26 protein-coding genes are annotated in these 23,744 nt (G+C 70.2%); 7 read left to right on the plus strand and 19 right to left on the minus strand.

The genetic code is table 11. From position 1 onward, the window contains the following. Positions 1 to 18: 18 nt before the first annotated feature. The 16 genes from AC4FS2_RS12105 to AC4FS2_RS12180 all read right to left on the minus strand — a co-directional run bounded on the left by AC4FS2_RS12105 (position 19) and on the right by AC4FS2_RS12180 (position 15,069). Complete coding sequence (locus tag AC4FS2_RS12105) at positions 19 to 513, minus strand: metallophosphoesterase family protein (RefSeq protein WP_491156606.1); 495 nt, start codon at positions 511 to 513, stop codon at positions 19 to 21. A gap of 20 nt (positions 514 to 533) precedes the next feature. Continuing rightward, the gene (locus AC4FS2_RS12110) at positions 534 to 1,094 is read right to left on the minus strand and encodes a gluconokinase (RefSeq protein WP_491156605.1); all 561 of its coding nucleotides are present in this window, start codon (positions 1,092 to 1,094) and stop codon (positions 534 to 536) included. A gap of 66 nt (positions 1,095 to 1,160) precedes the next feature. Then, a complete protein-coding gene (locus AC4FS2_RS12115; protein WP_491156604.1) occupies positions 1,161 to 2,645 on the minus strand; it encodes an MFS transporter in 1,485 nt (494 codons plus the stop codon). Positions 2,646 to 2,840: 195 nt separating this feature from the next. Beyond that, entirely contained in the window at positions 2,841 to 3,290 is a 450-nt protein-coding gene (locus AC4FS2_RS12120) for a MarR family winged helix-turn-helix transcriptional regulator (RefSeq protein ID WP_491156603.1), read from the minus strand. Positions 3,291 to 3,758: 468 nt separating this feature from the next. Beyond that, positions 3,759 to 4,529 carry an enoyl-CoA hydratase/isomerase family protein gene (locus tag AC4FS2_RS12125; protein ID WP_491156602.1) on the minus strand — a complete coding sequence of 257 codons (771 nt, stop codon included), beginning with the start codon at positions 4,527 to 4,529 and terminating at the stop codon, positions 3,759 to 3,761. A gap of 7 nt (positions 4,530 to 4,536) precedes the next feature. Next, positions 4,537 to 5,709, minus strand: coding sequence for a 1,2-phenylacetyl-CoA epoxidase subunit PaaE (paaE, locus tag AC4FS2_RS12130; RefSeq protein WP_491177263.1), 1,173 nt, complete (start codon positions 5,707 to 5,709; stop codon positions 4,537 to 4,539). Then, positions 5,709 to 6,230: a 1,2-phenylacetyl-CoA epoxidase subunit PaaD gene (gene paaD, locus AC4FS2_RS12135; protein WP_491177821.1), complete on the minus strand. Its 522-nt coding sequence runs from the start codon at positions 6,228 to 6,230 to the stop codon at positions 5,709 to 5,711. The genes paaE and paaD overlap by 1 nt, the downstream gene beginning before the upstream one ends. Further along, entirely contained in the window at positions 6,230 to 7,066 is an 837-nt protein-coding gene (gene paaC / locus AC4FS2_RS12140; protein ID WP_491177267.1) for a 1,2-phenylacetyl-CoA epoxidase subunit PaaC, read from the minus strand. The genes paaD and paaC overlap by 1 nt, the downstream gene beginning before the upstream one ends. Then, positions 7,063 to 7,368 carry a 1,2-phenylacetyl-CoA epoxidase subunit PaaB gene (paaB, locus tag AC4FS2_RS12145; RefSeq protein WP_491156781.1) on the minus strand — a complete coding sequence of 102 codons (306 nt, stop codon included), beginning with the start codon at positions 7,366 to 7,368 and terminating at the stop codon, positions 7,063 to 7,065. Before paaB ends, paaC begins: the two co-directional genes overlap by 4 nt. After that, entirely contained in the window at positions 7,368 to 8,378 is a 1,011-nt protein-coding gene (gene paaA, locus AC4FS2_RS12150; RefSeq protein ID WP_491177271.1) for a 1,2-phenylacetyl-CoA epoxidase subunit PaaA, read from the minus strand. Before paaA ends, paaB begins: the two co-directional genes overlap by 1 nt. A 70-nt stretch (positions 8,379 to 8,448) precedes the next feature. Then, positions 8,449 to 9,765, minus strand: a complete 1,317-nt coding sequence (gene paaK, locus AC4FS2_RS12155; protein ID WP_491177273.1) for a phenylacetate--CoA ligase PaaK — start codon at positions 9,763 to 9,765, stop codon at positions 8,449 to 8,451. Between the two features lie 26 nt (positions 9,766 to 9,791). After that, complete coding sequence (gene paaI / locus AC4FS2_RS12160) at positions 9,792 to 10,193, minus strand: hydroxyphenylacetyl-CoA thioesterase PaaI (RefSeq protein WP_491156596.1); 402 nt, start codon at positions 10,191 to 10,193, stop codon at positions 9,792 to 9,794. Continuing rightward, complete coding sequence (paaZ, locus tag AC4FS2_RS12165) at positions 10,190 to 12,295, minus strand: phenylacetic acid degradation bifunctional protein PaaZ (RefSeq protein WP_491177276.1); 2,106 nt, start codon at positions 12,293 to 12,295, stop codon at positions 10,190 to 10,192. The genes paaI and paaZ overlap by 4 nt, the downstream gene beginning before the upstream one ends. After that, a complete protein-coding gene (locus AC4FS2_RS12170; protein WP_491156780.1) occupies positions 12,292 to 13,104 on the minus strand; it encodes a 3-hydroxyacyl-CoA dehydrogenase family protein in 813 nt (270 codons plus the stop codon). Before AC4FS2_RS12170 ends, paaZ begins: the two co-directional genes overlap by 4 nt. A 44-nt stretch (positions 13,105 to 13,148) precedes the next feature. Beyond that, complete coding sequence (locus AC4FS2_RS12175) at positions 13,149 to 13,886, minus strand: enoyl-CoA hydratase/isomerase family protein (RefSeq protein WP_491156594.1); 738 nt, start codon at positions 13,884 to 13,886, stop codon at positions 13,149 to 13,151. Next, the gene (locus tag AC4FS2_RS12180; RefSeq protein WP_491156593.1) at positions 13,879 to 15,069 is read right to left on the minus strand and encodes a thiolase family protein; all 1,191 of its coding nucleotides are present in this window, start codon (positions 15,067 to 15,069) and stop codon (positions 13,879 to 13,881) included. The genes AC4FS2_RS12175 and AC4FS2_RS12180 overlap by 8 nt, the downstream gene beginning before the upstream one ends. Before the next feature lie 119 nt (positions 15,070 to 15,188). Here AC4FS2_RS12180 and AC4FS2_RS12185 point away from each other — a divergent pair, with 119 nt between their 5' ends. Both AC4FS2_RS12185 and AC4FS2_RS12190 read left to right on the plus strand, forming a co-directional pair. Further along, complete coding sequence (locus AC4FS2_RS12185; protein ID WP_491177278.1) at positions 15,189 to 15,587, plus strand: PaaI family thioesterase; 399 nt, start codon at positions 15,189 to 15,191, stop codon at positions 15,585 to 15,587. Between the two features lie 210 nt (positions 15,588 to 15,797). Next, positions 15,798 to 17,117, plus strand: a complete 1,320-nt coding sequence (locus AC4FS2_RS12190) for an MFS transporter (protein WP_491177281.1) — start codon at positions 15,798 to 15,800, stop codon at positions 17,115 to 17,117. A gap of 53 nt (positions 17,118 to 17,170) precedes the next feature. Here the strand turns inward: AC4FS2_RS12190 and AC4FS2_RS12195 are convergent, their stop codons facing one another. Continuing rightward, positions 17,171 to 17,815: a TetR/AcrR family transcriptional regulator gene (locus AC4FS2_RS12195; RefSeq protein ID WP_491177283.1), complete on the minus strand. Its 645-nt coding sequence runs from the start codon at positions 17,813 to 17,815 to the stop codon at positions 17,171 to 17,173. A gap of 61 nt (positions 17,816 to 17,876) precedes the next feature. Further along, positions 17,877 to 18,326, minus strand: a complete 450-nt coding sequence (locus AC4FS2_RS12200) for a hypothetical protein (RefSeq protein WP_491177286.1) — start codon at positions 18,324 to 18,326, stop codon at positions 17,877 to 17,879. Positions 18,327 to 18,457: 131 nt separating this feature from the next. On the opposite strand from AC4FS2_RS12200, the gene AC4FS2_RS12205 reads away from it, so the two are divergent. The 5 genes from AC4FS2_RS12205 (at position 18,458) to AC4FS2_RS12225 (ending at position 22,709) form a co-directional block, all read left to right on the plus strand. After that, entirely contained in the window at positions 18,458 to 19,237 is a 780-nt protein-coding gene (locus AC4FS2_RS12205) for a glycosyltransferase family A protein (protein WP_491177287.1), read from the plus strand. Continuing rightward, positions 19,234 to 19,431: a hypothetical protein gene (locus AC4FS2_RS12210; RefSeq protein ID WP_491177289.1), complete on the plus strand. Its 198-nt coding sequence runs from the start codon at positions 19,234 to 19,236 to the stop codon at positions 19,429 to 19,431. The genes AC4FS2_RS12205 and AC4FS2_RS12210 overlap by 4 nt, the downstream gene beginning before the upstream one ends. A gap of 11 nt (positions 19,432 to 19,442) precedes the next feature. Next, complete coding sequence (locus AC4FS2_RS12215) at positions 19,443 to 20,078, plus strand: DedA family protein (protein WP_491177292.1); 636 nt, start codon at positions 19,443 to 19,445, stop codon at positions 20,076 to 20,078. Between the two features lie 157 nt (positions 20,079 to 20,235). Continuing rightward, on the plus strand, positions 20,236 to 21,552 hold the full coding sequence (locus AC4FS2_RS12220; RefSeq protein WP_491177294.1) for a glycosyltransferase family 2 protein: 1,317 nt from the start codon (positions 20,236 to 20,238) through the stop codon (positions 21,550 to 21,552). Beyond that, complete coding sequence (locus tag AC4FS2_RS12225) at positions 21,498 to 22,709, plus strand: AI-2E family transporter (RefSeq protein WP_491177298.1); 1,212 nt, start codon at positions 21,498 to 21,500, stop codon at positions 22,707 to 22,709. The genes AC4FS2_RS12220 and AC4FS2_RS12225 overlap by 55 nt, the downstream gene beginning before the upstream one ends. 34 nt (positions 22,710 to 22,743) lie before the next feature. On the opposite strand, the gene AC4FS2_RS12230 is transcribed toward AC4FS2_RS12225, so the two are convergent. Next, positions 22,744 to 23,742 (minus strand): alpha/beta hydrolase, encoded by a 999-nt coding sequence (locus AC4FS2_RS12230; RefSeq protein WP_491177300.1) that lies wholly within the window; start codon positions 23,740 to 23,742, stop codon positions 22,744 to 22,746. Positions 23,743 to 23,744: the final 2 nt, after the last annotated feature.

The raw sequence follows: 23,744 nt of genomic DNA on the forward strand, positions 1-23,744 counted from the left end.
GGAACACGGTCCGTGACGCTACAGCGGGACGAGATTCACTTCCCGCAGCACGCCGTCATCGACGACCGCGGTCATGAGGGTATGGCGCGGCTGGCGCCGCCGGTCGGTCGGCGAGCCCGGGTTCAGCAGGCGGAGCCCGCGCGGGGTGGTGGTGTTCCATGGGATGTGACTGTGCCCGAAGACGAGCACATCGACGTCGGGGTACGCCACCTCCATGCGTGCCTCGCGGCCCTTCGCCGGGCCGGTCTCGTGCACCACGGCGAGAGAGACGCCCTCGACGGTCCGACGGGCGACCTCCGGGAGCCGCTCCCGCAGGTCGGCGCCGTCGTTGTTTCCCCAGACCCCGAGGACCTCGCCGTGTGTCTGGAGGTCGTCCAGGACGGACGCTGTCACCCAGTCCCCCGCGTGGATGATGAGATCCGCGTCATCCGCCGCACGCCGCACCGCGTCGGGAAGGGCGCGCGCCCGCCCGGGGATGTGGGTGTCGGAGATGAGCAGCAGACGTGTCGCCATGCCGAAACGCTACCCGCGCGTCAGCCCCCGACCCGCTTCGGGAGCTGGTTCAGTGCACGCACGGCCCGGGCGGCGACCTCGTCCACCGGCGGTGTCACGTCCACCACGACGCCGCGCTCGTCCGCGGCGAGCGGCTCGAGGATCGCGAGCTGCGACGCCAGCAGGGTGACCGGCATGAAGTGCCCCGTTCGCGCCGCCGCGCGGGCGGCGAGGAGTTCGGCGGGCGCGGTGAGGTGAACGAAGACTGCCTCCGGAGCGTGCCGGCGGAGGCGATCGCGGTAGGCGCGACGAAGGGCGGAGCACGCGACGATGATGCCGCCTGCTGCGGCGCCCTCCGCGAGGACCTTCCCGACCGCATCCAGCCACGGCGCCCGGTCCTGATCGGTCAGCGGCTCGCCGGCGCTCATCTTCTGCACATTGGCGGGCGTGTGCAGGGTGTCGGCGTCCGTCCACGGCGTGCCCAGCTGCTCCGACAGCGCGGCCGCGACGCTCGACTTCCCCGCGGCCGACACCCCCATGACCACGATCGCGGGGCCGGGATCCTCCGCGCCCGTGCGGACGGCGGGCGGTGGGGAGGTCACTGGTCCTTCCTAACACGAGAGTCCACAGGGAGGGCGGTCGGGCGGCGGTGCGCGCGCGGCGATCGACTACGTCCGCGCGCCCTGCCCGTTCCCCGGCGTAACCCCGTCCTTCGCACCCTCGACGAGCGACAGCGGATCGGCGATGTCCTCCAGCGACTTGCCCGCGGCGCTGACTCCGAAGATGCCCGAGACGACACCGCCGATGATCATGATGGCCGAACCGAGCACGTACCCCCAGAACAGCGGGACCCGGTCGGTGCCGTCGCCGATGAGCGCGCCGTAGAGCGCCGGGGCGATCGCCCCGACGAGCTGCCCGACGGAGAACACGTACGAGATGACCTGGCTGCGCAACTCGAGCGGGAAGATCTCGCTCACGGTCAGGTAGGCGGCAGACGCGCCGGCCGAGGCGAAGAAGAACGACGCGCACCAGAAGGCGGTGTGGGTGGCGGCGGTGAGCACCCCCGCGTTGAAGAAGAAGGCACTGGCGAGCAGGATGAGCCCCGCGAGCACGTACGTGCCGAACAGCATCCGGCGGCGTCCCCACGTGTCGAAGAAGTGGCCGAGGATGAGCGCGCCCGCGAGGTTTCCGACGGCGAAGATGATGAAGTACTGACCCGCTGACGCCGGCGGAGTGTCGTAGAAGTTCTCCAGCACCAGCGCGTAGGTGAAGAAGATCGCGTTGTAGAGGAACGACTGTGTAACCATCATGGTCACGCCCACGAGCGTGCGGCGCGGGTACTTCCGGAACAGCACCTTCGCGATGACCAGGAACGGCACCTGGCCGTACTCCTTCACGGTGATCGCCTTGGACTCGTCGACCGGCTCGACCGTCTTGCCCTCCTTGCGGATGCGCTCCTCGATGGCGTCGACATTGCGCTCCGCCTCATCCTCGCGACCATGGGTCATCTGCCACCGCGGGCTCTCCGGGATGTGACGGCGGAGCCAGATGATGAGGATGCCGAGCACGGGGCCGACGAAGAAGCTGAGGCGCCAGCCGATGTCTTGCGGAAGAAGATCGGTGTTGAGGAAGAAGATGTTCGCCACCGCGCCCAGCGCCGCACCACCCCAGTAGGTTCCGTTGATGGCGATGTCGACGCGGCCGCGGTACTTGGAGGGGATGATCTCGTCGATGGCGGAATTGATCGCGGCGTACTCCCCGCCGATTCCGGCACCGGCCACGAAGCGCCAGATGTAGAAGAACCACGGGGCGAACGCGAGGCCCGCGATGGCGCTCCCGGCGAGATAGACGACGAGAGACAGGATGAACAGCCGCTTGCGGCCGAGCCGATCGGCGAGGCGCCCGAACACGAGAGCCCCGGTGACCTGCCCGAGGAGGTAGAAGGTGCCGGCCAGGCCGACCTCGAACGGGCCCATCCCGAGCGTTTCGGCGTACCCGTTCGCCGCGACGATCTGCACCTCGAGGCCGTCCAGGATCCACGAGAACCCGAGGCCGACGACGATCATCCAATGGAATCTCGCCCAGGGCAGGCGATCCATCCGTGCGGGAACGAGCGACGTGACTTCCTTGACCTGCACCCCGGACGACGACATCCGCGCAACCCTTCCTCCGGGAGCATCCGTCGCTCCCGCGACGCTTTTCTACTCTCGCGCGCGCGTCGTCCGCGCCGGATTGACCCCAGGCGCGCGGAGCGGTAAATGCCCGGTTCCTCACCCCGTCGACTCGCCAGAAAACGTGCGGTTTCGCGCGCAAATCGATCGATTCTTGGCGACTCGACGGGGGGCGCGTCAGGACTGGGCGCGCAGCGACCTGTTCAGCGCTTGCAGGGCGCCGAGAGCGCCGTCGAGGGTCTCCTGCTGCTCCGGGGTGAGGCGGTCGAAGGCCGACCCGAGGCCCTCCGCCCAGGCGTCGGTGATCGCGGCGTGTTCCGCGACACCGTCGTCGGTGGCCAAGATGCGCACGATCCGACGGTCGGCCGCATCCGGTTCCTTGGCGACGAACCCGCGCTGCTGCAGGAGCCGCACGGCCGTGCTCACGTTCGGCTGTTGCAGCCCCAGTGCGGCGGCGAGTTCGCCGATCGTCGAGCCGGGCGCGTCGATGACCTGCTTGAGGAGCGCGATCTCGCTCGTGGGCACCGGGCCCACTCCTGCCCGTGCCGGCGCGCGGCGGTGGATGGTCCAGGCCAGCTCCCGCAGCGTGACCTTCAGTTGCGCGCGCGACGAGGGCGTCTCCGGCATGCATCGACAGTAGCCGCTCGGGCCATCGGAACCCCAGCGAGCCGCGCTGCGCGCCCGCCCCGGGCCGTTCGGGAGGAGATGGCGCTTCGGGAGGACCGAATCCGCACCATCCGCCCTCCGCAGTGCACATCTCCTCCCGAACAGCCCGCTACTCCTGCGGGAGCCACCCACCGGCCGGGCCGTTCGGGAGGAGATGGCGCTTCGGGAGGACCGAATCCGCCTCATCCGCCCTCCGCAGTGCACATCTCCTCCCGAAACGCTCGCTACTCCCGCGGGAGCCACCCACCGGCCGGGCCGTTCGGGAGGAGATGGCGCTTCGGGAGGACCGAATCCGCACCATCCGCCCTCCGCAGTGCACTTCTCCTCCCGAACGGCTCGCCGCGGCTCGGGGCGAGCGCCACCCCGCCACCCCGCCGTACCTCCACCCCGCCACCCCCGACTCCCCCGCGCCGCGGGAGACGCGACGGCTCAGGCGCCGCGGAACTCCGGGCGGCGCTTCTCACTGAACGCGGCGAAGCCCTCGCGGTAGTCGGCGGTGTCGCGCAGCGCGGCCTGGGCGGAGTTCTCCGCGGCGACCGCATCCCACAGCCCCATCCGCTCGTCGCGGAGCCCGGCGATGATCCGCTTGCTGGCCACGAAGGCGGCCGTGGGCCCGGATGCGGCGGCCTGCGCCGCGGAGACCGTGACGTCGAGCAGCTCCTCACCCGGAAGGCTGCGGGAGAACAGACCGAGCCGCACCGCCTCCTCGCCGGAGAGGAGGCGCCCGGAGTAAATGAGATCGAACGTGCGATGAGCCCCGAGCCGTTCGTAGAACAGCGCGTGACCTCCGGAGTCGAGGGTCGCCCCCAGCGCAGCGAACGGCGAACCGACCTTCGCCGTGTCGGCGATGTAGACGACATCGGTGGCGATGAGCAGTCCGAGCCCGACCCCCAGGCACGCCCCGGATGCCGCGGCGAACGTCGGCGCGGGGAAGGCGGCGATCCGCGTGAGCAACGGCGTCAGGAGACCCTCGAGGTACCCGCTGACGTCGTCGGTGGCCGGATCGACCCCGGAGATGTCGCGTCCTGCGCAGAAGGCGCGGCCCTCTCCCCGCAGGACCAGCGCACGGACCCCGGCGGCCTCGGCGTCGGCGTACGCGGCATCGAGGTCTCGCAGCGCCTGCTCATCGAGGGCGTTGAGCTTGCTCGGATTGTTCAGCACCACATGAGCGACGCCGTCGTCGATACGCGATTCGATCATGTCCGCCTCAGTTGTCGTAGTCGACCGCGACCCGGTCGGAAGTGGGGTGCGACTGGCAGGTCAGCACGTAGCCCCGCTCGATCTCATCCGGCTCCAGCGCGTAGTTCTCCGTCATCGTGACCGATCCGGTGAGCACCCGCGCGCGGCACGTTCCGCACACTCCGCCCGCGCACGCGAACGGTACGTCGGGTCGCACGCGCAGCGCCGCATCGAGGATCGACTCCCGCGCGCTGACCGGCGAATCCACGCTCGCGGACTGCCCGTCGAGGGTGAATTCGATCGTGTGCACCGGCTCGTCCTCGCGCACGACCACAGGCCGGCGAGGCCCGGCCGGAGCGTCGTCCTCGCCGGTCGTGAACAACTCGAAACGGATGTGCGAGCGGTCGACCCCGATGTCGTCCAGGGTGTCGCGGCACAACTGCACGAGCTCGAACGGTCCGCACAGGAACCACTCGTCGACGGTCGCCGGTGGCACGAGGCCGCCCAGGATGCGGCGGAGCTTCTCCTCGTCGAGACGACCCGACAGCACAGGAGCCGCGCGCTGCTCGCGGGAGAGCACGTGGTGCAGCGCGAGGCGCGTGGGGTAGCGGTCTTTCAGATCGGCGAGTTCCTCGAGGAACATGACATCCAGCGTGGAACGGTTCGTGTAGACCAGCGTGAAGCGCGACGTGTCCGAGCGGGCGAGCACCGTCGCGGCCAGGGCCATCAGCGGGGTGATTCCGGAGCCCGCGGCGATCGCAGCGACGTGTGACCCGGCGAAATCGGCCAGTGTCGTGGTGAAGGTGCCCTGCGGGCTCATGACATCGATCTCGTCGCCGGCTGTGAGCTCGGTCTGCGCCCACGCCGAGAACCAGCCGCCGCTGTTGCGTTTGATCGCGACGCTGACCGAACCCGCCGTGGGCGGGCGGCACAGCGAATAGGAGCGGCGCACCTCCTGCCCGTCGAGGTGCGCGCGTAGGGCGACGTACTGCCCCGGCAGGTACTGGTACTCGGCGACGAGGTTCTCCGGCACGGTGAAGGTGACCTCGATGGAGTCCGCCGTGAGCGGGCGCACCTCGGCCACCTGCAACGGATGGAAACGGGCACGTCGGCGTTCGGATGCGGCCGGCCCGCCCACCGCGCTGGCCAGCAGTGCGTCGGCGAGCGACTCGGCGCGCGTCTGCGTGGTCGCGTCGCTCATCAGTGCACCTTGAAGAAATCGAACGGTTCGAGGCACGCGCGGCACTCGTACAGCGCCTTGCACGAGGTCGAACCGAAGCGTGTGACCTCACGGGTGTTCAGCGACCCGCACCGCGGGCACTTCACCCCGAGCTGGATGCGCACGGGTCCGGCGGCTGCGGCGCGGCCGCTCGGCGGGGCGATCCCATACTCGGTCAGCTTTCGCTTCCCCTCGTCGCTCATCCAGTCGGTGGTCCACGCCGGGGCGAGCACGAGCTTCACGTCGACCTGGGCGTACCCTTCCGCGGAGAAGGCGAGCGTGAGGTCGTCGCGGATCGTGTCCATCGCGGGGCATCCCGAGTAGGTGGGCGTGATGGTCACCACGACCCGCTCCCCCTCTTCACGGACGTCGCGGAGGATGCCCAGGTCTTCGATGGTCAGCACCGGCACCTCGGGGTCGAGAACCCGGGCGGCGATGTCCCATGCGTGACTCTTCACCGGTTGCTGAACTCGTCCCTCCGGTTGCTGAGCTTGTCGAAGCATCACCATGTCGCCCCCGGATGCTGACGAGCGAGCACCTGCATCTCGGCGAGCAGAAAGCCCAGGGTGGAGAAGTGCCCGCCGCTGCGTCCCCGCGCCATCGCCGGCGAGACCTCGGGGACCTCGAGCTCGGCTTCGGTGAACACCGCATCGATCACGCGGTCGAAGGCGGGACGGAGGCGCGAGGGGCGCACGGCGACGCCCTCCAGGCGGTCGATGAGGTCTTCGTCGCGGAAGAGCTCATCGACGTAGGGCCAGATGTCGGTGAGCGCCGTCATCATCCGCCGACGGGACTCGGCCGTGCCGCCGGCCAGGCGCAGCGTCCACTGCACGGCGTGATCCCGGTGGTAGTCGACCTCTTTCACGGCCTTGCCCGCGACGGCGGCCAGCGTCGCATCGGTGGAGGAGGACAGCGCGCCGTAGAGCTCGAACATGTAGGTGGATGCCACCAGCTGGCGCGCGATCGTTCGGGCGAAATCGCCGTTGGGCTGCTCGACCAGCCAGGAGCTGCGGAACTCCGACTCGTTCCGCCAGTAGGCCAGATCGTCTTCGGTGCGACCGTCGACGGTACCGGCGTACCGCAGGAGCGAACGCGCGTGCCCGAGGAGATCGAGGGCGATGTTCGCCAACGCGACGTCCTCCTCCAACTCGGGGGCGCGGGCGACCCACCCGCTGAGCTGCTGGGACAGCACCAGCGCGTCGTCGCCGAGCCACAGGGCGTACTCGGCGACGTCCGCCGAACCGGCGCGGCCGCCTTCGCCGGCGAGCTCTGCGCTCAGCTCGATGTCGTCGACGGTGACGTCACCGTGCACGGGGAAGTCGAGGTCGTGTCCGGTCATAGGTGCGGCACCCCCTCGGATGCGGTGTAGTACGACGCGTGCCGATAGTTCTTGCCCGCGGGGCTTTCGAAGAACGCGCCCTTCGCGTCGGGGTCGCTCGTCGTGATCGCCTCGGCCGGCACGACCCAGATCGACACGCCCTCGTTGCGGCGCGTGTAGAGGTCGCGCGCGTTGCGCACGGCCAGGTCGGCGTCGGGAGCGTGCAGCGAACCGGCGTGGACGTGGCTGAGGCCACGCTTGGCGCGGATGAAGACCTCCCACAGGGGCCACTGCTCGGCCGGGGATGCTCCGGGAGCGGTCATCATGCGGCCCCACGCTTCGTCTCGCTGCGCTCGCTCAGCGACCGGTCGAACCGCTCGGCCTGTTTGCGGGCGTACTCGGCAGCAGCCTCACGCACCCATGCGCCGTCCTCATGCGCGTCGCGACGGTGCTGCAGGCGCACCGCGTTCATCGGCCCGCGCCCGGCGAGGATCTCGTGGAACTCGGTCCAGTCGATCTCGCTCGTGTGCCAGCGCGCGTTCTCCTCGTCCCACCGAAGCTCGGGGTCGGGGAGCGTGACGCCGAGGACCTCGGCCTGGGGTACCAGCATCCCGATGAAGCGCTGGCGGAGGTCGTCGTTGGAGAAGCGCTTGATCTTCCACGCCATCGACCGGGCGGAGTTCGGGGACTCGTCATCGGGCGGGCCGAACATCATGAGACTCGGCCAGTACCAGCGGTTCACCGCATCCTGGGCCATGTCCCGCTGCGCTTCGGTGCCCTGCATGAGGGTGAGGAGGATCTCGAAGCCCTGCCGCTGGTGGAAGGACTCCTCCTTGCAGATGCGCACCATGGCCCGCCCGTACGGTCCGTAGGAGGCCCGGCACAGCGGCACCTGGTTGCAGATCGCGGCACCGTCGACGAGCCAGCCGATCGCTCCCATGTCTGCCCACGTAGGGGTGGGGTAGTTGAAGATCGACGAGTACTTGGCCCTGCCCTCGATGAGTTGCCGCGTCATCTCGTCGCGCGTGGCGCCGAGGGTCTGGGCCGCGGAGTAGAGGTACAGGCCGTGGCCCGCCTCATCCTGCACCTTCGCCAGGAGGATCGCCTTGCGCTTCAGGCTCGGCGCGCGGGTGATCCAGTTGCCCTCCGGCTGCATCCCGATGATCTCGGAGTGCGCGTGCTGGGAGATCTGCCGGATGAGGGTCTTGCGATAGGCCTCCGGCATCCAGTCACGCGGTTCGATCCGAGCGTCGGCGGCGATGATCTCGTCGAACGCCGCCTGCGCTTCGGCCTCTTCGTCGGGCAGGACGGCGGCGTCAGTTGCTGTGGTCATCGTCGACTCCTTTACAGAACGATCGTTCAGTTAGTCTAGCCGCCGGCCGCGGCCCGGGCAACCGGCCGCGTCAGCGGTGATCGTAGACGCGCTTGTACTTGCCCTCGCTGCGTGGCAGGGTGCCGGGTTCTTCCACCTGCACGTCCACGGAGGTGCCGATGTGGACCTTGATGCGCTGCTGGAGCACGGCTGCTGCGGCCTCGCATGTCGCGCGATCGAGGTCGGGATGCCGCTCGATCCGCACGGTCATGCAGTCCATGCGTCCCTGCCTGCTGAGCTCGAGGATGAAGTGCGGCGTGAGCGTCTCGATGCCCATGACGAGTTCTTCGATCTGCGTCGGGAAGAGGTTCACCCCGCGCAGGATGATCATGTCGTCGTTGCGTCCGGTGATCTTCTCGATCCGCCGCATCGCGGGGTATGCGGTGCCGGGGAGGAGACGGGTGAGATCGCGCGTGCGGTAGCGGATGACCGGGAAGGCCTCCTTGGTGAGCGAGGTGAAGACGAGTTCACCCAGCTCGCCGTCGAGCACGGGTTCGCCGGTCTCGCCGTCGATCGTCTCGGGGAGGAAGTGGTCTTCCCACACGTGCGGCCCGTCCTTGGTCAGCACGCTCTCACTCGCGACGCCCGGGCCCATCACCTCACTGAGCCCGTAGATGTCGACGGCATCGATGTGCAGGCGCCGCTCGATCTCCGCCCGCATCTCGTTCGTCCACGGCTCGGCGCCCAGCACCGCGACCCGCAGCGACGTCGTGGTCGGATCGATGCCGGCCTCCTGCATCGCGTCGGCGATCGTCAGCAGGTAGCTGGGCGTGCACAGGATGGCGTCGGGCTCGAAGTCGCGGATCAACTGCACCTGGCGCGCGGTCTGGCCTCCCGACATCGGGATGACGGTGGCGCCGAGCTTCTCGATGCCGCCGTGTGCGCCGAGCCCGCCGGTGAACAGCCCATAGCCGTAGGCGTTGTGCACCTTCATCCCCGCCGTGATGCCCGCCGCCCGCAGCGACCGGGCGATCAGCTCCGCCCAGCGGTCGAGGTCGCCGGCGGTGTAGCCCACGACGGTGGGGCGGCCCGTCGTGCCCGACGAGGCGTGGATGCGGCGCACCTCGGCCATGGGCACGGCGAACATGCCGAACGGGTAGGTCTCGCGGAGGTCGGCCTTCGTCGTGAACGGCAGCAGGCGGATGTCGGCAAGGGAGCGGATGTCGTCGGGGGTGACGCCCGCCTCGGCGAACTTCCGACGGTACAGCGGCACGTTCTCGTAGGCGTGCCGAACGCTCCACTGCAGGCGCTCCAGCTGCAGCGCTTCCAGCTCGGGACGTGTCAGCGCATCGACGGCGTTTTCTCGGACCGGCGCGGCGGTTCGGGTGGCGGTTGTCATCTTCGACATGGGGGGCTCCCTGGGAAGGATGGGGATCAGGCGGGGCGATTGGTGGTGAGCGACCGGCCGCGGAACGCCGCGACCGGTTCGCCGGTCTCATCGGTGACCGACACGTCGTAGATGCCGGTGCGGCCGCTCACGACGCGCCGCACGGCGGTCGCCGTGAGCGTCTGGCCGACGACCGTGGACTTCAAGAAGGTGATGTCGGCGCCGGCGGCCACGGTGACCCGCTCGTCTTCGTTGCAGGCGATCGCGAAGGCCGTGTCGGCGAGCGCGAAGACCAACCCACCGTGCGTGATGGCGAAGCCGTTGAGCATGTCGTCGCGGACCAGCATCGACACCACGGCGTAACCGGGTTCGTCGCGATGAACGACCAACCCGAGCGCTGCCGAAGCACGGTCGTTCTGCATCATGGGGCGCTGCGTGGTGTCGGTCATGCCACCGTCACCGCCTCCGGCGGAGCGCCGACCGCCGCCGCGCGATCGTCCTTGGCGACGAGGGTCAGGACGTCGTACGACGCGACGAGCTCGTCGCGCTGGTTCCGGATGACCGCGTCCCAGCGCACCTCGCCGTACTCATCGGTTTCGCGCGGGGTGATCTGCTTGGCGGTGAGGATGACGCGGATCTCGTCTCCCGGTGAGACCGGAGTCACGAACCGGAGGTTCTCCAGCCCGTAGTTCGCCAGCACGGGGCCCGGCTCCGGGTCGACGAACAGGCCGGCCGCCCATGACACGAGCAGGTACCCGTGCGCCACGCGGCCCGGAAAGAACGGGTTTGCCGCGGCAGACACCTCGTCCATGTGCGCGTAGAAGGTGTCGCCGGTGAACTGCGCGAAGGTCTCGATGTCATCCAGCGTCACGGTCCGGGATGCGGAGGCGATCTGGTCGCCGATGCGCAGCTCGGCCAGGGATTTGCGGAAGGGGTGCCGACCGCCGGAGACCGCCGCCGCGCCCTCGTGCCAGACGCCGGTGAGCGCGGTGAGGATCTCCGGCGAGCCCTGCACGGCAGTGCGCTGCATGTGGTGCAGCACCGCACGGATGCCGCCGAGCTCCTCGCCACCGCCCGCGCGGCCGGGGCCGCCGTGGACGAGGTGCGGAACCGGTGACCCGTGCCCGGTCGAGGTGCGCACGTTCTCGCGGCTGAGGAACAGCACGCGGCCGTTGTACGCGCCGATCCGGGTGAGCAGTTCCAGGGCGACGTCGTCGTCGGACGTCGCCACGCTCGTCACGAGCGAGCCGCCACCGAGGGCGACGAGGTCGGCCGCCTCGGCCACCGTGCGGTAGGCCAGCACCGAGGCGACGGGCCCGAACGCCTCGATGTCGTGCGCAGCGGGGGTCGTCGCATCCGCGAAGCCCAGCACCATCGGGGAGAGGAACGCACCGTCTTCGGCTGCGCCGACGCTCCCGTCGGCGCGCACGACCTGCGGCGCCTGGGTGGACCCGAGGAGGAGCTCGCCACCCGCGTTCCGCAGGAGCTCCACCTGCCGCAGCACCTCGTCGCGCTGCGCGCGGGAGACGACGGGGCCCATCGTCACGTTCTCGGCGTGCGGGTCGCCGATCACGACGCGCTCCTCGATCTTCGCCTGGAGCGCCGCCACCACGTCGGTCACCGCATCCGCCGGCACGATGGCGCGGCGGATGGCGGTGCACTTCTGCCCGGCCTTCGTGGTCAGTTCGACGAGGAGCTGCTTGACGTACGCGTCGAACTCCGCAGTTCCGACCGTCGCGTCCGGCCCGAGCACCGAGGCGTTGATCGAGTCGGTCTCCCGGGTGAACCGCACGCGGCCCGACTGGATGCTCTCGTGCCCGCGGAGGCGATCCGCCGTCGAGGCGCTGCCGGTGAAACCGACGAGATCGCCGAGGGAAAGGGAGTCCAAGAGGTCGGGCACACTGCCGCTGATCAGCTGCAGCGACCCGTCGGGCAACAAGCCCGAATCGACGAGGATGCGCACCCACGCCTCGGCGACGTACGCCGTCGGCGTCGCGGGCTTGATGAAGGACGGCACGCCCGCGAGGAAGGCGGGGGCGAACTTCTCCAGCGCACCCCACGTGGGGAAGTTGAAGGCGTTGATCTGCACGGCCACGCCGGGCAGTCGCGTGTACACGTGCCGCCCGAGGAAGGAGCCGTCCTTCGACAGGGACTCCACCGGTCCGTCGAGGTACACCTTCGCGTTGGGAAGCTCGCGGCGAGCCTTCGACGAGTAGGTGAAGAGCACGCCGATGCCACCGTCGATGTCGCTGAGCGAGTCGCGCACGGTGGAGCCGCTGCGCTTGGAGAGCTCGTACAGCTCCTGCTTGCGCTCGGTGAGCGCCAGGGCGAACTGCTTCAGCAGCATCGCGCGCTGGTGGAACGTGAGAGCACCGAGGCTGCGCTGCCCCACGCTGCGCGCGTAGTCCAGCGCACCGCCGAGGTCGGCCCCGGCCGTACTCACCCGCGCGACCTCCTCCCCCGTCGACGCGTCGTGAACGGCCGTCGCACGGCGGGGATCTTCCGGCGTCCACCACGCATCGCGCAGGTAGCTGGGCAGGATGTCGGTCATTCCTCACTCCATTCGTAGAAACCACGGCCGGACTTCCGGCCCAGATGTCCGTCGGCGACCATGTCGCGCAGCAACTGCGGCGGCGCGAACCGGTCGCCGAGCGTGCCGGCGAGCTCTTCGGCGATCCCCAGGCGCACGTCGAGGCCCACGAGGTCGGTCGTCCGCAAGGGGCCGACGGGATGCCGGTAGCCCAGCTCCATCGCGGCGTCGATGTCTTCGGCCGAGGCGACGCCCTGCTCCAGCATCCGGATCGCCTCCAACGCGATCGCGACGCCGAGGCGGCTCGATGCGAAGCCCGGCGAATCCCGCACGACCACGGCGCGTTTCCCGAGGGCGTCGACCCACGCCCGCGCAGCGGCGCCGACCGCCGGATCGGTGGCGGATCCGAGGACGACCTCCACCAGCGTCGAGGCGGGCACCGGGTTGAAGAAGTGCAGGCCGAGGAACCGGGCAGGGCGGTCGAGGGACGCGGCGAGGTCGTCGATGGAGATCGACGACGTGTTGGACGCCAGCACCGCTTCGCCGGGCAGGACGCTTTCGGCCCGGCGCAGCGCGTCGAGCTTGAGTCCGCGGTCCTCGGGGACCGCTTCGACCACGAGGCCGGCCTCGGCGAAGACGGCGATGTCGGTCCCGGTCGAGACCGCTGCCTCCAATTCGGGGAGTGCCCGCGTCGTGGCTTCGCGCTTCACCGAACGGGCGAGGGTTTCGCGGATGCGCTGCGACGCCGCATCCGCCGCCTCCTCGTCCCGCTCCACGACGCACACCCGTGAGCCGGCGAGCGCGAACGCGTGCGCGATCCCCGCGCCCATGCGGCCGCCGCCGAGCACGCCGACGCGTGCGGGGATCGACTCCCTCACTTCTTCCTCCGTTCGAGGAACGCCGTCATGCGCTCGTGCTTTTCGGGCCGCTCGAAGAGTTCCGCCTGCAGGTCGAGCTCGATGGCGGGATGCGCCTCGGGGGGCGCCGCGAGCGCCCGCTTCGTGTACCGGGTGGCGAGGGCATCCCTGGCGGCGATGCGATTGGCCACCGCGTGCGCAGCATCCAACAGGGACGCGACCGGATGGACCGCGTTGAGCAGTCCCCACGCGAGGGCCTCGCCGGCGTCGAGGATGCGTCCGGTCAGGAGCAGCTCGGCGGCGCGCGCCTCCCCCACGATCTGCGGCAGCCGCCAGGTCGCGCCGGCGGCGGCGATGATGCCGAGTCCGGTCTCGGGATTGCCGATCTTCACCGACGGCGTCCCCAGACGGATGTCGGCGGCGTAGGCGAGCTCGGCGCCGCCGCCGAGGGCGTACCCGTCGATCGCGGCGATCACCGGCATCGGCAGCTCGCGGATGCGGCGGAACGCGGTCGTATTGATGCCCGCGCGGGCGTCGGCGGCGCGGCGCTCGCGCAGCTGGAGGATGTCGGCGCCGGAGGCGAACACTCCGTCGGCGCCGGCGAGGATGAGCACCCGTGGCGCGACCTCGAGCTCGGCGCACAGCACGTGCAGCTCGTCGATCATGCCCTGATCGATGGCGTTGCGGACCTCGGGGCGGTTGAGCGTGGCGACGACGCGATCATCCCGACGGTCGATGCGGAGGGATTCAGCCATCGACGCGCTCCACGATCATCGCGGCACCCTGGCCGACCCCGACGCACATCGTCGCGAGCCCGCGGCGTCCCCCCTCGCGTTCGAGGCGACCAAGCAGGGTCACGACCAGCCGGCAGCCGCTGGAGCCGAGCGGGTGGCCGAGCGCGATGGCGCCGCCGTCGGCGTTGACGAGCTCGGCATCGAGCCCGAGGCGGCGGATGGACGCGAGCGATTGCGACGCGAAGGCTTCGTTGAGCTCCACCGCGTCGAGGTCGGAGATGCGGAGACCCGCCTTCGCGAGCGCCTTCTCGGTGGCGGGAACGGGGCCGAGACCCATGATCTCCGGTGCGAGGGCCGCGGATGCCGCGGACACGATGCGCGCACGTGGGGTCAGTCCGTACCGCTCCACGGCGTCGGCACTCGCCACCACGATCGCCGACGCGCCGTCGTTGAGCGAGCTGGCGTTGCCCGCGGTGACCACGGTGCCCCCGTCGACAACGGGACGAAGAGCCGCGAGCACCTCGAGGGAGGTGTCGCGTCGGGGTCCCTCGTCGGTGTCGACGGACCCGCGACGGGTGGGAACTGGCACGATCTCGGGAGCGAAACGCCCGGCATCGATCGCAACGATCGCACGTTCGTGGCTGCGCAGGGCGAAGGCGTCGGCATCCTCCCGGCTGATCCCGTCGAGGCGGGCGACCTCCTCGGCCGTCTCCGGCATGGAGTACGTCGCCTTGTCGCGCGCCAGGAGCGCCGGGTTCGGGAAGCGCCAGCCGATCGACGTGTCGTACGCCTCCCCCGGCTTCCCCCACGCGCGGTCGGGTTTCGCCTGCACCCACGGGGCGCGGGTCATCGACTCCACGCCCCCGGCGACGATCACGTCGGCGTCGCCGGCACGGATCGCCTGGGCGGCCAGGGCGATCGCCGACATCCCCGATGCGCACAGGCGATTGACTGTGAGCCCCGGGATGGAGTCGGGGAGCCCTGCGAGGAGCACCGCCATGCGGGCGACGTTGCGGTTGTCTTCCCCGGCCTGGTTCGCGGCGCCGAAGTACACCTCGTCGATGCTGTCGCCCGGCACGCCCGTGCGAGCCACCACCTCTTTCACGACGAGCGCGGCGAGGTCGTCGGGCCGCACCGACGCGAGAACGCCGCCGTAACGGCCGACGGGGGTGCGCACACCGCCGACGAGGTAGGCCTCGGACATCGTCATCCTCTCGTGCATCAGTGCAGGGCTCGCGTTCGTCTTTGCAGACCGATCGTTCAGTAATAGTGTCAGAGGAGGCTCGCATCGGCAAGACGGCCGAGGCGCCAGGAAGGACGTCGATGAGCGACGCAGTGTGGCAGATCACCCCCGGCGACCTGGACGTCAAGCTCGGCATCGAGGTGCTCGAGCAGTCCCCCGACCGGGTGGTCGCGACGATGCCGGTGGCCGGTAACACCCAGTCGCTCGGGCGGCTGCACGGCGGGGCGAGCGCGGCCCTGGCTGAGGCGATCGGCTCGTGGGCGGCGATGATCCACGCGAGCACGCTCGGCCGGGTGTGCGTCGGCGTCGACCTCAACATCACCCACCACCGCGGCGCCCGCGCCGGGACGATCACCGGCACCGCGACGGCCCTGCATCGCGGCCGGCGCATGGCGACCTACGACATCCGCATCGAAGACGACCGCGGCGCCCTCCTCGCGACCGCGCGGATCAGCAACCTCCTCGTCGACCCCGACTGACCCCCCTCCCCACCGCCCTCTCCCCCTCCCTCGAGTGCACGGGTTCGTGCCGACCGCACGGGATGATTGCGCAGTAAGGGCGTGCGCTCGACAAGAAGCCGTGCACTCGTTGTAGCGCCGGGGCACTCCACTGTGGTTTCCTTTACTCAACGATCGGTCAGGAAACCCGAGACCGATCACCTCGCCCCCGAACGGACAATGGAGTTCACCATGGCGTCATCGACCCAGGAGCGCAGGCCTCACGCTGCGGTCACCCGCGAAGAACGCAAGGTTCTCGCCGGGACCCTCGTCGGCACCTCCATCGAGTGGTACGACTTCTTCATCTACGCCCAGGCCGCCGGCCTGGTGCTCGCCCCGCTGTTCCTCGCCCCGCTCGCCGCATCCAACCCGGGCCTGGCCCAGGTGCTGTCGTTTGCCACGATCGGCATCTCCTTCCTCTTCCGGCCGCTGGGCGCGGTCGTCGCCGGTTACCTCGGCGACCGGCTCGGCCGCAAGAAGATGCTCGTGCTGACCCTCATCCTCATGGGTGCTTCGACGTCGCTCATCGGCGTACTCCCCACGTACGCCGTGGCCGGATTCGCCGCGCCGATGCTCCTCATCCTGCTGCGCATCCTGCAGGGCTTTTCCGCCGGCGGCGAGTGGGGCGGGGCCGCGCTGATGTCGGTCGAGCACGCACCGGCCGGCCGCCGTGGCTACTTCGGCGCCTTCCCGCAGATCGGCGTCCCCATCGGCATGATCCTCGCGACGGCAACGTTGTGGATCCTGACCTCGACGATGTCGACCGAAGCATTCCTCGAGTGGGGCTGGCGCATCCCGTTCCTGTTCTCGATCGTGCTGATCCTCATCGGTTACGTCATCCGCCGCGCGGTCGAGGAGAGCCCCGTCTTCGAAGACCTCGTGCGTCGGCGCAAGGAGTCGTCAGCGCCCGTCCGCGAGCTCTTCCGCAAGAACTGGCGCCAGGTGGCCCTCACCGCCGTCGTGTTCATCGGCAACAACGCCGCCGGCTACCTGCTCATCGCGTTCTTCGCGACCTACGCGGTGAACGTGCTGGAGATGGATCGCCCCACGGTGCTGCTGGCGACGACACTGGCCTCCTTCGGATGGCTCGCCTTCACACTGTGGGGCGGACGCGTGTCCGACCGCCTCGGACGCGTACGCACGTTCCAGATCGGCTACCTGATCCTCGCGTTGTGGGCGGTGCCGATGTGGTTCCTCATCGATACGGCCAACATCTTCTGGTACTTCGTCGCCCTGTTCGTGATGACCATCGGCCTGGGCCTGTCGTACGGCCCGCAGGCCGCGCTGTATTCGGAGATGTTCCCCGCGAACGTCCGCTACTCGGGCGTTTCCATCGGCTACGCGCTGGGCGCGATCCTGGGCGGGGCCTTCGCTCCGATGATCGCCGAGGCGCTCTTCGGTGCGACGGGGATGTCGTGGACCATCGGCGTGTACATCGCCGTCGCCGCGGTCATCTCGCTTGTCGGGGTTTCGCTCATCAAGGAGCCCAAGGGCGTCGACCTCCACGCCTGACCGTCCGCCGACTCCGGCGCGGTGCCGCTCCGGCGGTGCCGCGCCGGAGTGGTTCAGCCTCGGCGCGGGGCCGGCCCGTCGGTGTTCAGTCCATCCAGTGCCACGGTGAGGATGTCGTGGCCGAGGCGGTCGCCGTCGACGGGTCCTCCCGGCTTGTACCACTCCACGACGGAGTTGATCATGCCGAAGATGAGGCGCGCGACCACCGCAGCATCCACGTCGGCGCGCACGTCGCCCTCGTGCTGAGCCTCGGCCACGAGGCGGGTGACGCGCTGGTCGAACAGGCGCCGCCGCTCGAGCGCGCTCTGCTCGACGGGGCTGTTGCCGCGCACCCGCAACAGCAGCGTGACCGACGGCAGTTGCGCGACGAGCACGTCCGCCGCGCTGCGGATGACATGGCGGAGGCGATCGATGGCCGCGCCCTCCTGCGCACGAGGGTCATCGAGCACGGCCTCCAAGCCGCCCAGCGCCTGGTCCAGCGCAACGGAGAGCAGCTCTTCCTTGGAAGTGAAGTGGTGGTAGAGCGCCGACTTCGTCAGCCCGAGCCGCTGCGCGAGATCGGCGACGGATGTGGCGTCATAGCCCTGCTCGTTGAACAGCTGCACCGCGATCTCAAGGACCCGGTCACGGTCGTAGCCGGGGCGCCCCCGCCGCGCCGGCGCGGCCGGTGTCGCGACGGCGTCGGTCGGGGTGGTCATCGCACCAGTCTGGCATCCCGGCAGGGGAGGCTTCGCCGTGGCGGACGGTGGACGAGCACCGTCACGCCATCGAGAGGGCCGGCGAGCGCATCCCGCGCACGGCGGCTCCGATCCGCTCCACCCACGTGGCGGGAAGGAGCGATCCGGCGAATGCGAATGCCCGCACGTTGCCGGCCGCCAGTCGCGCCGCGAGCCGGCGGAGGGCCCCCGGGGTCAGGGCCGGTGAGCGGACGTACCGGATCGTCGTGCGCGTCTCGGCCTGCTCGAGCCGGGTGACGGCGCCGAAGTGGCGTCCGTCCGGCGAGGAGTCGATGACGACGATCTCGTGCGGCGACACGGTCTGATTGACCACCGCGGGCAGGCGCACCTCGAGATCGACGTCGCATTCACCCGCCGGAACGATGACGGAAACCGCGGCGGTCTCGGTGGCGTCGAGGTCTCGCCACGTCACCCAGTCGGTCGACGCGGAGTGTGCAGGAGAGGGGGTGCGGATGTCGGATGTGTCGGCCATGTGATGACTGTCGCAGGCGCGGCCGTCGCGCGAATCCTCCTGGGGAAGACAATCGCGTGGTACTCGGGTAGGGGGTCAGTCGCTACGCCCGGGCGACGCGCGAGCGGACCGCGGGTTCCTAACCTGCCGACATGCACAGATCGATATCCGTCGTCATCCCCGTCCGCAACGATGCCCGGATGCTCGAGCGTTGCCTGGCTTCGCTGGCCGAGCAGTCCCGCCCGGCCGACGAGGTGCTCGTCGTGGACAACGGATCCACCGATGACAGCCGCGCCATCGCCGAACGCTTCGGCGCCACCGTCGTCACCGAACCGCGCCCCGGCATCACCGCCGCCTCCGCGCGCGGGTTCGACGCCGCATCCGGCGACATCATCGCGCGCTGCGACGCCGACTCCGTGCTCCCGCCGACCTGGCTCGCGCGGATCGAGGAGACACTCGGGGCGGACCCCCGCGCAGTCGCGGTGACCGGGCCCGCGACCTTCTACAACCTGGGCGGTGCACGAGGCGCTCTCGCGCGCTTCTTCTACGTCTCCGGCTATTTCGTCTTCATGCGGCTGATGCTCGGGCACACCGTGCTCTTCGGATCCAACTGCGCGGTGCGCGCGGAGGTGTGGCGCTCGATCAGCGCCTCCGTCCCCCGCGACGACACCGAGCTGCACGACGACATGGACCTCAGCTACCGCCTGCCCGCCTCGGCGCGCGTCCGGTTCGACCGGCGCCTCGTCGTCGGCATCTCCGCCCGTCCGCTCGGCAGCTGGGCGTCTTACGGACGACGCCTCGCGCGAGCCGCACACACCTTCTCCGAACACTTCCCCGAGCAGCTCCCGCATCGGCGCTGGATGGCTCGTCGGCACTCGTCCCCGTCCCTCGCGGGGTCAGCATCCACCACCCTCAGAGAGGCACGATCATGACCGCCATCACCTCCTTCTTCGGCACAGTTTTCTCCCTCCTCGGCATCCTCGCCTTCGCCCTGCTCGCCGGCCTCTTCGTACTCATGTACGTCCTCATCGCCGCGGTGGCCGTGACGGTCCGCTGGGGCGTCGATGTCGCGCGGCGCGCCGGCGCTCGCCGCCCGCACCCCCGGCTGCCCGCCCCGGTGCGCTGAGCGGCAGCGTCGTGCAATCGCTGCTCGATCTCTTCGCGACGGTGGACGCATTCCTCGTCGCGGCAGCTGCTTCGCCGTGGGTCCTGCCCGTCCTGCTGGCCGTCTGCGTCATCGACGGGTTCTTCCCACCGGTTCCGAGCGAAGTCGTGCTCATCACCGCCGCCGCGGTGACGTGGACCACGAACCCGCAGTTCATCGTCGCCGTGGTCGCCGCCGCCACTGCCGGCGCGTGGATCGGTGACAACATCGCCTACGCCATCGGACGCCGGGTCGGGCTGACGCCCCTCCCCTGGATGAGGCGCGGACGATCCGGCGCCGCCGCAGACGGCGTGCGGAGGGAATTCCACCGCCGGCCGGAGAGCATCCTCCTCACCGGACGCTTCGTCCCCGTCGCCCGCATCCTCATCAACATGGCAGCGGGCGCGGCGCGCCTCCCCTACCGGCGATTCCTCGTGCTGAGCCTGGCAAGCGCCGCCGCCTGGGCGTGTGTGTCCGTGGTCATCGCGGTCCTCGTGGGCTCGTTCGTGACCCCCGATCCCCTCCTGGCCACGACCATCGCGGTGACGATCGCACTCGTCGCCGGCGTCGCGGTGGATCGGGGCCTAGCCTGGAGGCGCAGGTCCGCGCTGCACAGGGAGAATGCATGAGCAGGCCGGCCGCCGCGCCCGCAGCGAAGCAATTCCTCCGCGTCCTGGAGCGCCGCACGCCCCCTCGGCCGCTCCCCTGGTCGCCCTCCTCGTGGTCCTCGGCGTCCGCGAAGACTGAATCGTCTCCGTCTCCGCGTGGTGGCTCAGTTTCCTCGCCATGACCGTGGTCGTCGCGCTGAACGTGACCGATGTGACCCCGACGTCCGAGTGGGGCACCGATGTCCTCATCAGCGTGTCCGTGACCCTGTTTGCGCTGGGCGTGTCGATCGCGGTCGGCCAGCGCACACGCGTCCGCGAGATACTCGCGTCGGCACAGCGCGACGTCGAGCTCGAGCAGGCGCGTCGCGCGACGGTGGAAGAGCGCGCCCGCATCGCGCGGGAGGCCCTCCGCGCGGGCGCGAGCGGGTTCTTGTTGAAGGATTCCGACTCCGAGACGGTCCTGGCATACGAGACGGGTATCCCGCGCCGGCGAAAAGTAGCGCCGGAACGGTACGGCGGTACGGGGCAGAACGCTACAGCGGGGAGACGCCCGGATCTGCAAGCGGCTTCTAACCTCACGGCATCAACACCCGCCGAAAGGAACGCCCGCATGTCCTCCGTCCTCGAAACCCGCCGACCCGCCCCGCCGCCCACGCGCGATCCCGCCCCCTCGCTCCCGCCTGTCCGGCCGTCGGTCTCGCTCATCATCCCCGCCTACAACGAGGAGGCAACGATCGAGCGGTGCCTCCTCGCCGCGGTATCGCAGATCGTGCCCGCCGCGGAGATCATCGTCGTCGACAACCGCTCCACCGACCGCACCGCCCTCCTGGCAGAGCGCGTCGCCCAGAGGTATCCCGGCGCGGCGATCCGGGTCGTGCAGCAGTCGAACGTCCAGGGACTCATCCCCACGCGCAACGCCGGGTTCGCTCAGGCCACCGGTCAGATCCTGGGCCGCATCGACGCCGACACCATCCTCCAGCCGAACTGGGTCGCGCGCGTCGCCGCGGCGATGTCCGATCCGTCGGTAGCGGCCGTCACCGGCCCGGTCCGGTACTACGACCTACCCTTCCGCGGAGCCGGTGAGTTCTCCGACGACATGGTGCGGCGTGCGCTGCGCAGCGTGAGCGGGAAGTACCCCTTCCTCTACGGCAGCAACATGGCGATACGGGCGGATGCCTGGCGCGCGATCGAGCACGATGCCTGCCTGGATCAGGACGACCTCCTGCACGAAGACATCGACCTTTCCGTACACCTGCGCGACGCGGACTTCCGGGTCGCGTACGCGTCCGACATGCAGGCGAGCGTCTCGGCGCGACGCCTGCAGACCTCGCCCGCATCCTTCCGCGACTACACCGACCGGTTCGAGCGCACCTATGCCCGCCATCAGATCCACCATTGGTACCTCAAGGCGCCGGCGGTGCTGCTGCGCGCGGTCTACTGGTGGACGCGGTCGATGAGGGCGGTCACTCCGGCGCGAGCGGCGGTGACCGCATGATCGGCCGCGGGGGCCACCCCGTGATCGGCCGAGGGGGCCACCCCGCGACCGCCTCCTCGTTCGGCGCCATGATGCGCCGCCCCTACGTCGCCGGCTTCGTCCTCACCGTTGGCGCGCTCACCGCCTTCACCGCATGGACGCTCATCGGCCCGCTCGCTCCCGTGGGGTGGTGCATCGCCCTGGCGGCGTTCTTCGCCATCGGGCTCTCGCCTCTGGTACGGGCACTTCAGCGCTGGGGGATGCCCCGTCCGCTGGCCATCACCGCGGTGTCATCGGCGGTCGCCCTCGCGCTGGCCGGGGTCGTGCTGATGATCGTTCCGCCCGTGGTCGACCAGACCACCCAACTGTTCGCGCGCGCCGACGAATTCGTCGCATCCGGCACCTTGGATTCCGTCGCGGCACAATTGCAGCAGTTCGTACCGGTCGCGGTCTTCGATGTCAGGGCGATGCTCGACGGGATGCTCGACGCAGTCGCGGGCGCGACGGTGCAGACCGTTTCCAGCGGAGTCGTCGGCGCTGGGTTGGCGCTGGGGAACGGGTTCTTCCTGACGACGATCGTGATCGTGCTCACCGTGTACTTCCTCGCGTCCGGACGCTGGTTCCGCGGTCAGTTCGTGGCCCTCCTCCCCCGCCGCCATCGCTACACGGGTGTGCGCGTGGTGAGCCGGGTGAGCTCGGCGGTGGGCCGCTACTTCCTCGGGCAGATGCTCCTGGCTCTCATCAGCGGTGTCACCAGCCTCATCCTCCTCGTCGCGACCGGCTCGGCGCTTCCGCTCCTCTTCGCCGCCGTCGCGCTGATCACGGCCTTGATCCCCCTCATCGGCATCCCGCTGGGGGCGCTGATCATCGTGGGCTCGCAGGCGCTGATCGCGCCCGTCGACCCCGTCCCGTGGCTCGTCCTCGCCGGCTGGTACGTCTTCTACATGGCCTTCGAGGCGTATGTGCTCGCGCCGCGGGTGGTCGGGCGTTCCGTCGCGATCCCCGCGGTCATGGTGCTGCTGGTCACGCTCATCGGCGGGACGCTCTACGGCATCGTCGGCGCGCTTCTCGCCGTCCCCGCCGCGGTCGCCGTGAACGTTGCCGTACGAGAACTGCGCCACGCGAGAGCGCGCGCCTCACGCGACACCCCGCGCATGCCGGCCGCCGTCGCTCCCTAGCCCCGAACGCGGCAAGGGCGCCCTCGCGCAGCTCTCAGGACACGACCCGCGCCGCGGGAGCCGACGACTCCCGTGGCGCGGGCGTCGTCGCGCCCAGGCGCCGCCGCAGCCACCCCACACGCGCGGCACGGGCCGCTCGGCTGAGGGCCGCGTCGGGTGCGAGGGTGTCGAACCCGTGCGCACCCCCCGGCCAGACGTGCAGTTCGGCCTCGCCCCCGCACTCCCACACCCGGGCGGCATAGGTGACGACCTCATCGCGGAAGGTCTCGGCCGATCCGACGTCCAGGAACATCGGCGGAAGCCCGGACAGGTCCGCCACTCGGCCCGGCGACGCGTACGCCGGAACGTCTCCTCGCTCGGCACCGAGGTAGGCGGTCCAGCCCGTCTCATTCGCCGTACGGTCCCACGCCCCGATACCCGCCATCTGATGCGCGGATGGCGTGTCGTTCCGGTCATCGAGCATCGGGCACGCGAGGAGCTGCCCGCGTACGACCGGACCGCCCCGGTCCCGCGCGAGCAGTGCCGCCGCCGCGGCCAGACCGCCGCCCGCGCTCACCCCGCTGAGGATGACCCGCCGGGGGTCGATCCCGAGGGTCGTCGCCTCGGCGACGAGCCACGTCAGCCCCGAGAAGACGTCCTCCAGCGGCACGGGATACGGATGCTCCGGCGCGAGCCGGTAGTCGATCGAGGCGACGGCGCATCCCACCTCCCTCGCGAGAGCCGCAAGAGACGGAAGATCCTCGTACGGCGTCCCCACCACGAGCCCGCCACCGTGGACGTGATACAGAACGGGGAGGGGGGCCTCGGCGTCGCGAGGGCGCAGCAGGACGATCGGCACTGGTGCCCCGTCGAACGACGGCACCACATGCTCCGAGAGGTCGAACGCCCCGCCGAGAGTGATCTCCGCGTCGGTCGGGCGCGTGATTCCCGCCCGGAGGCCGGCGATCCCGTCCGGATTGAGAGTGGTGACGACATCGGTTCGGGCGCGGAGGGCAGCGGCGATCTCGGGGTCGAACGGCGGCGGGGTCCTCATCG

The organism is Microbacterium sp. Z10_103, assembly GCF_058310455.1.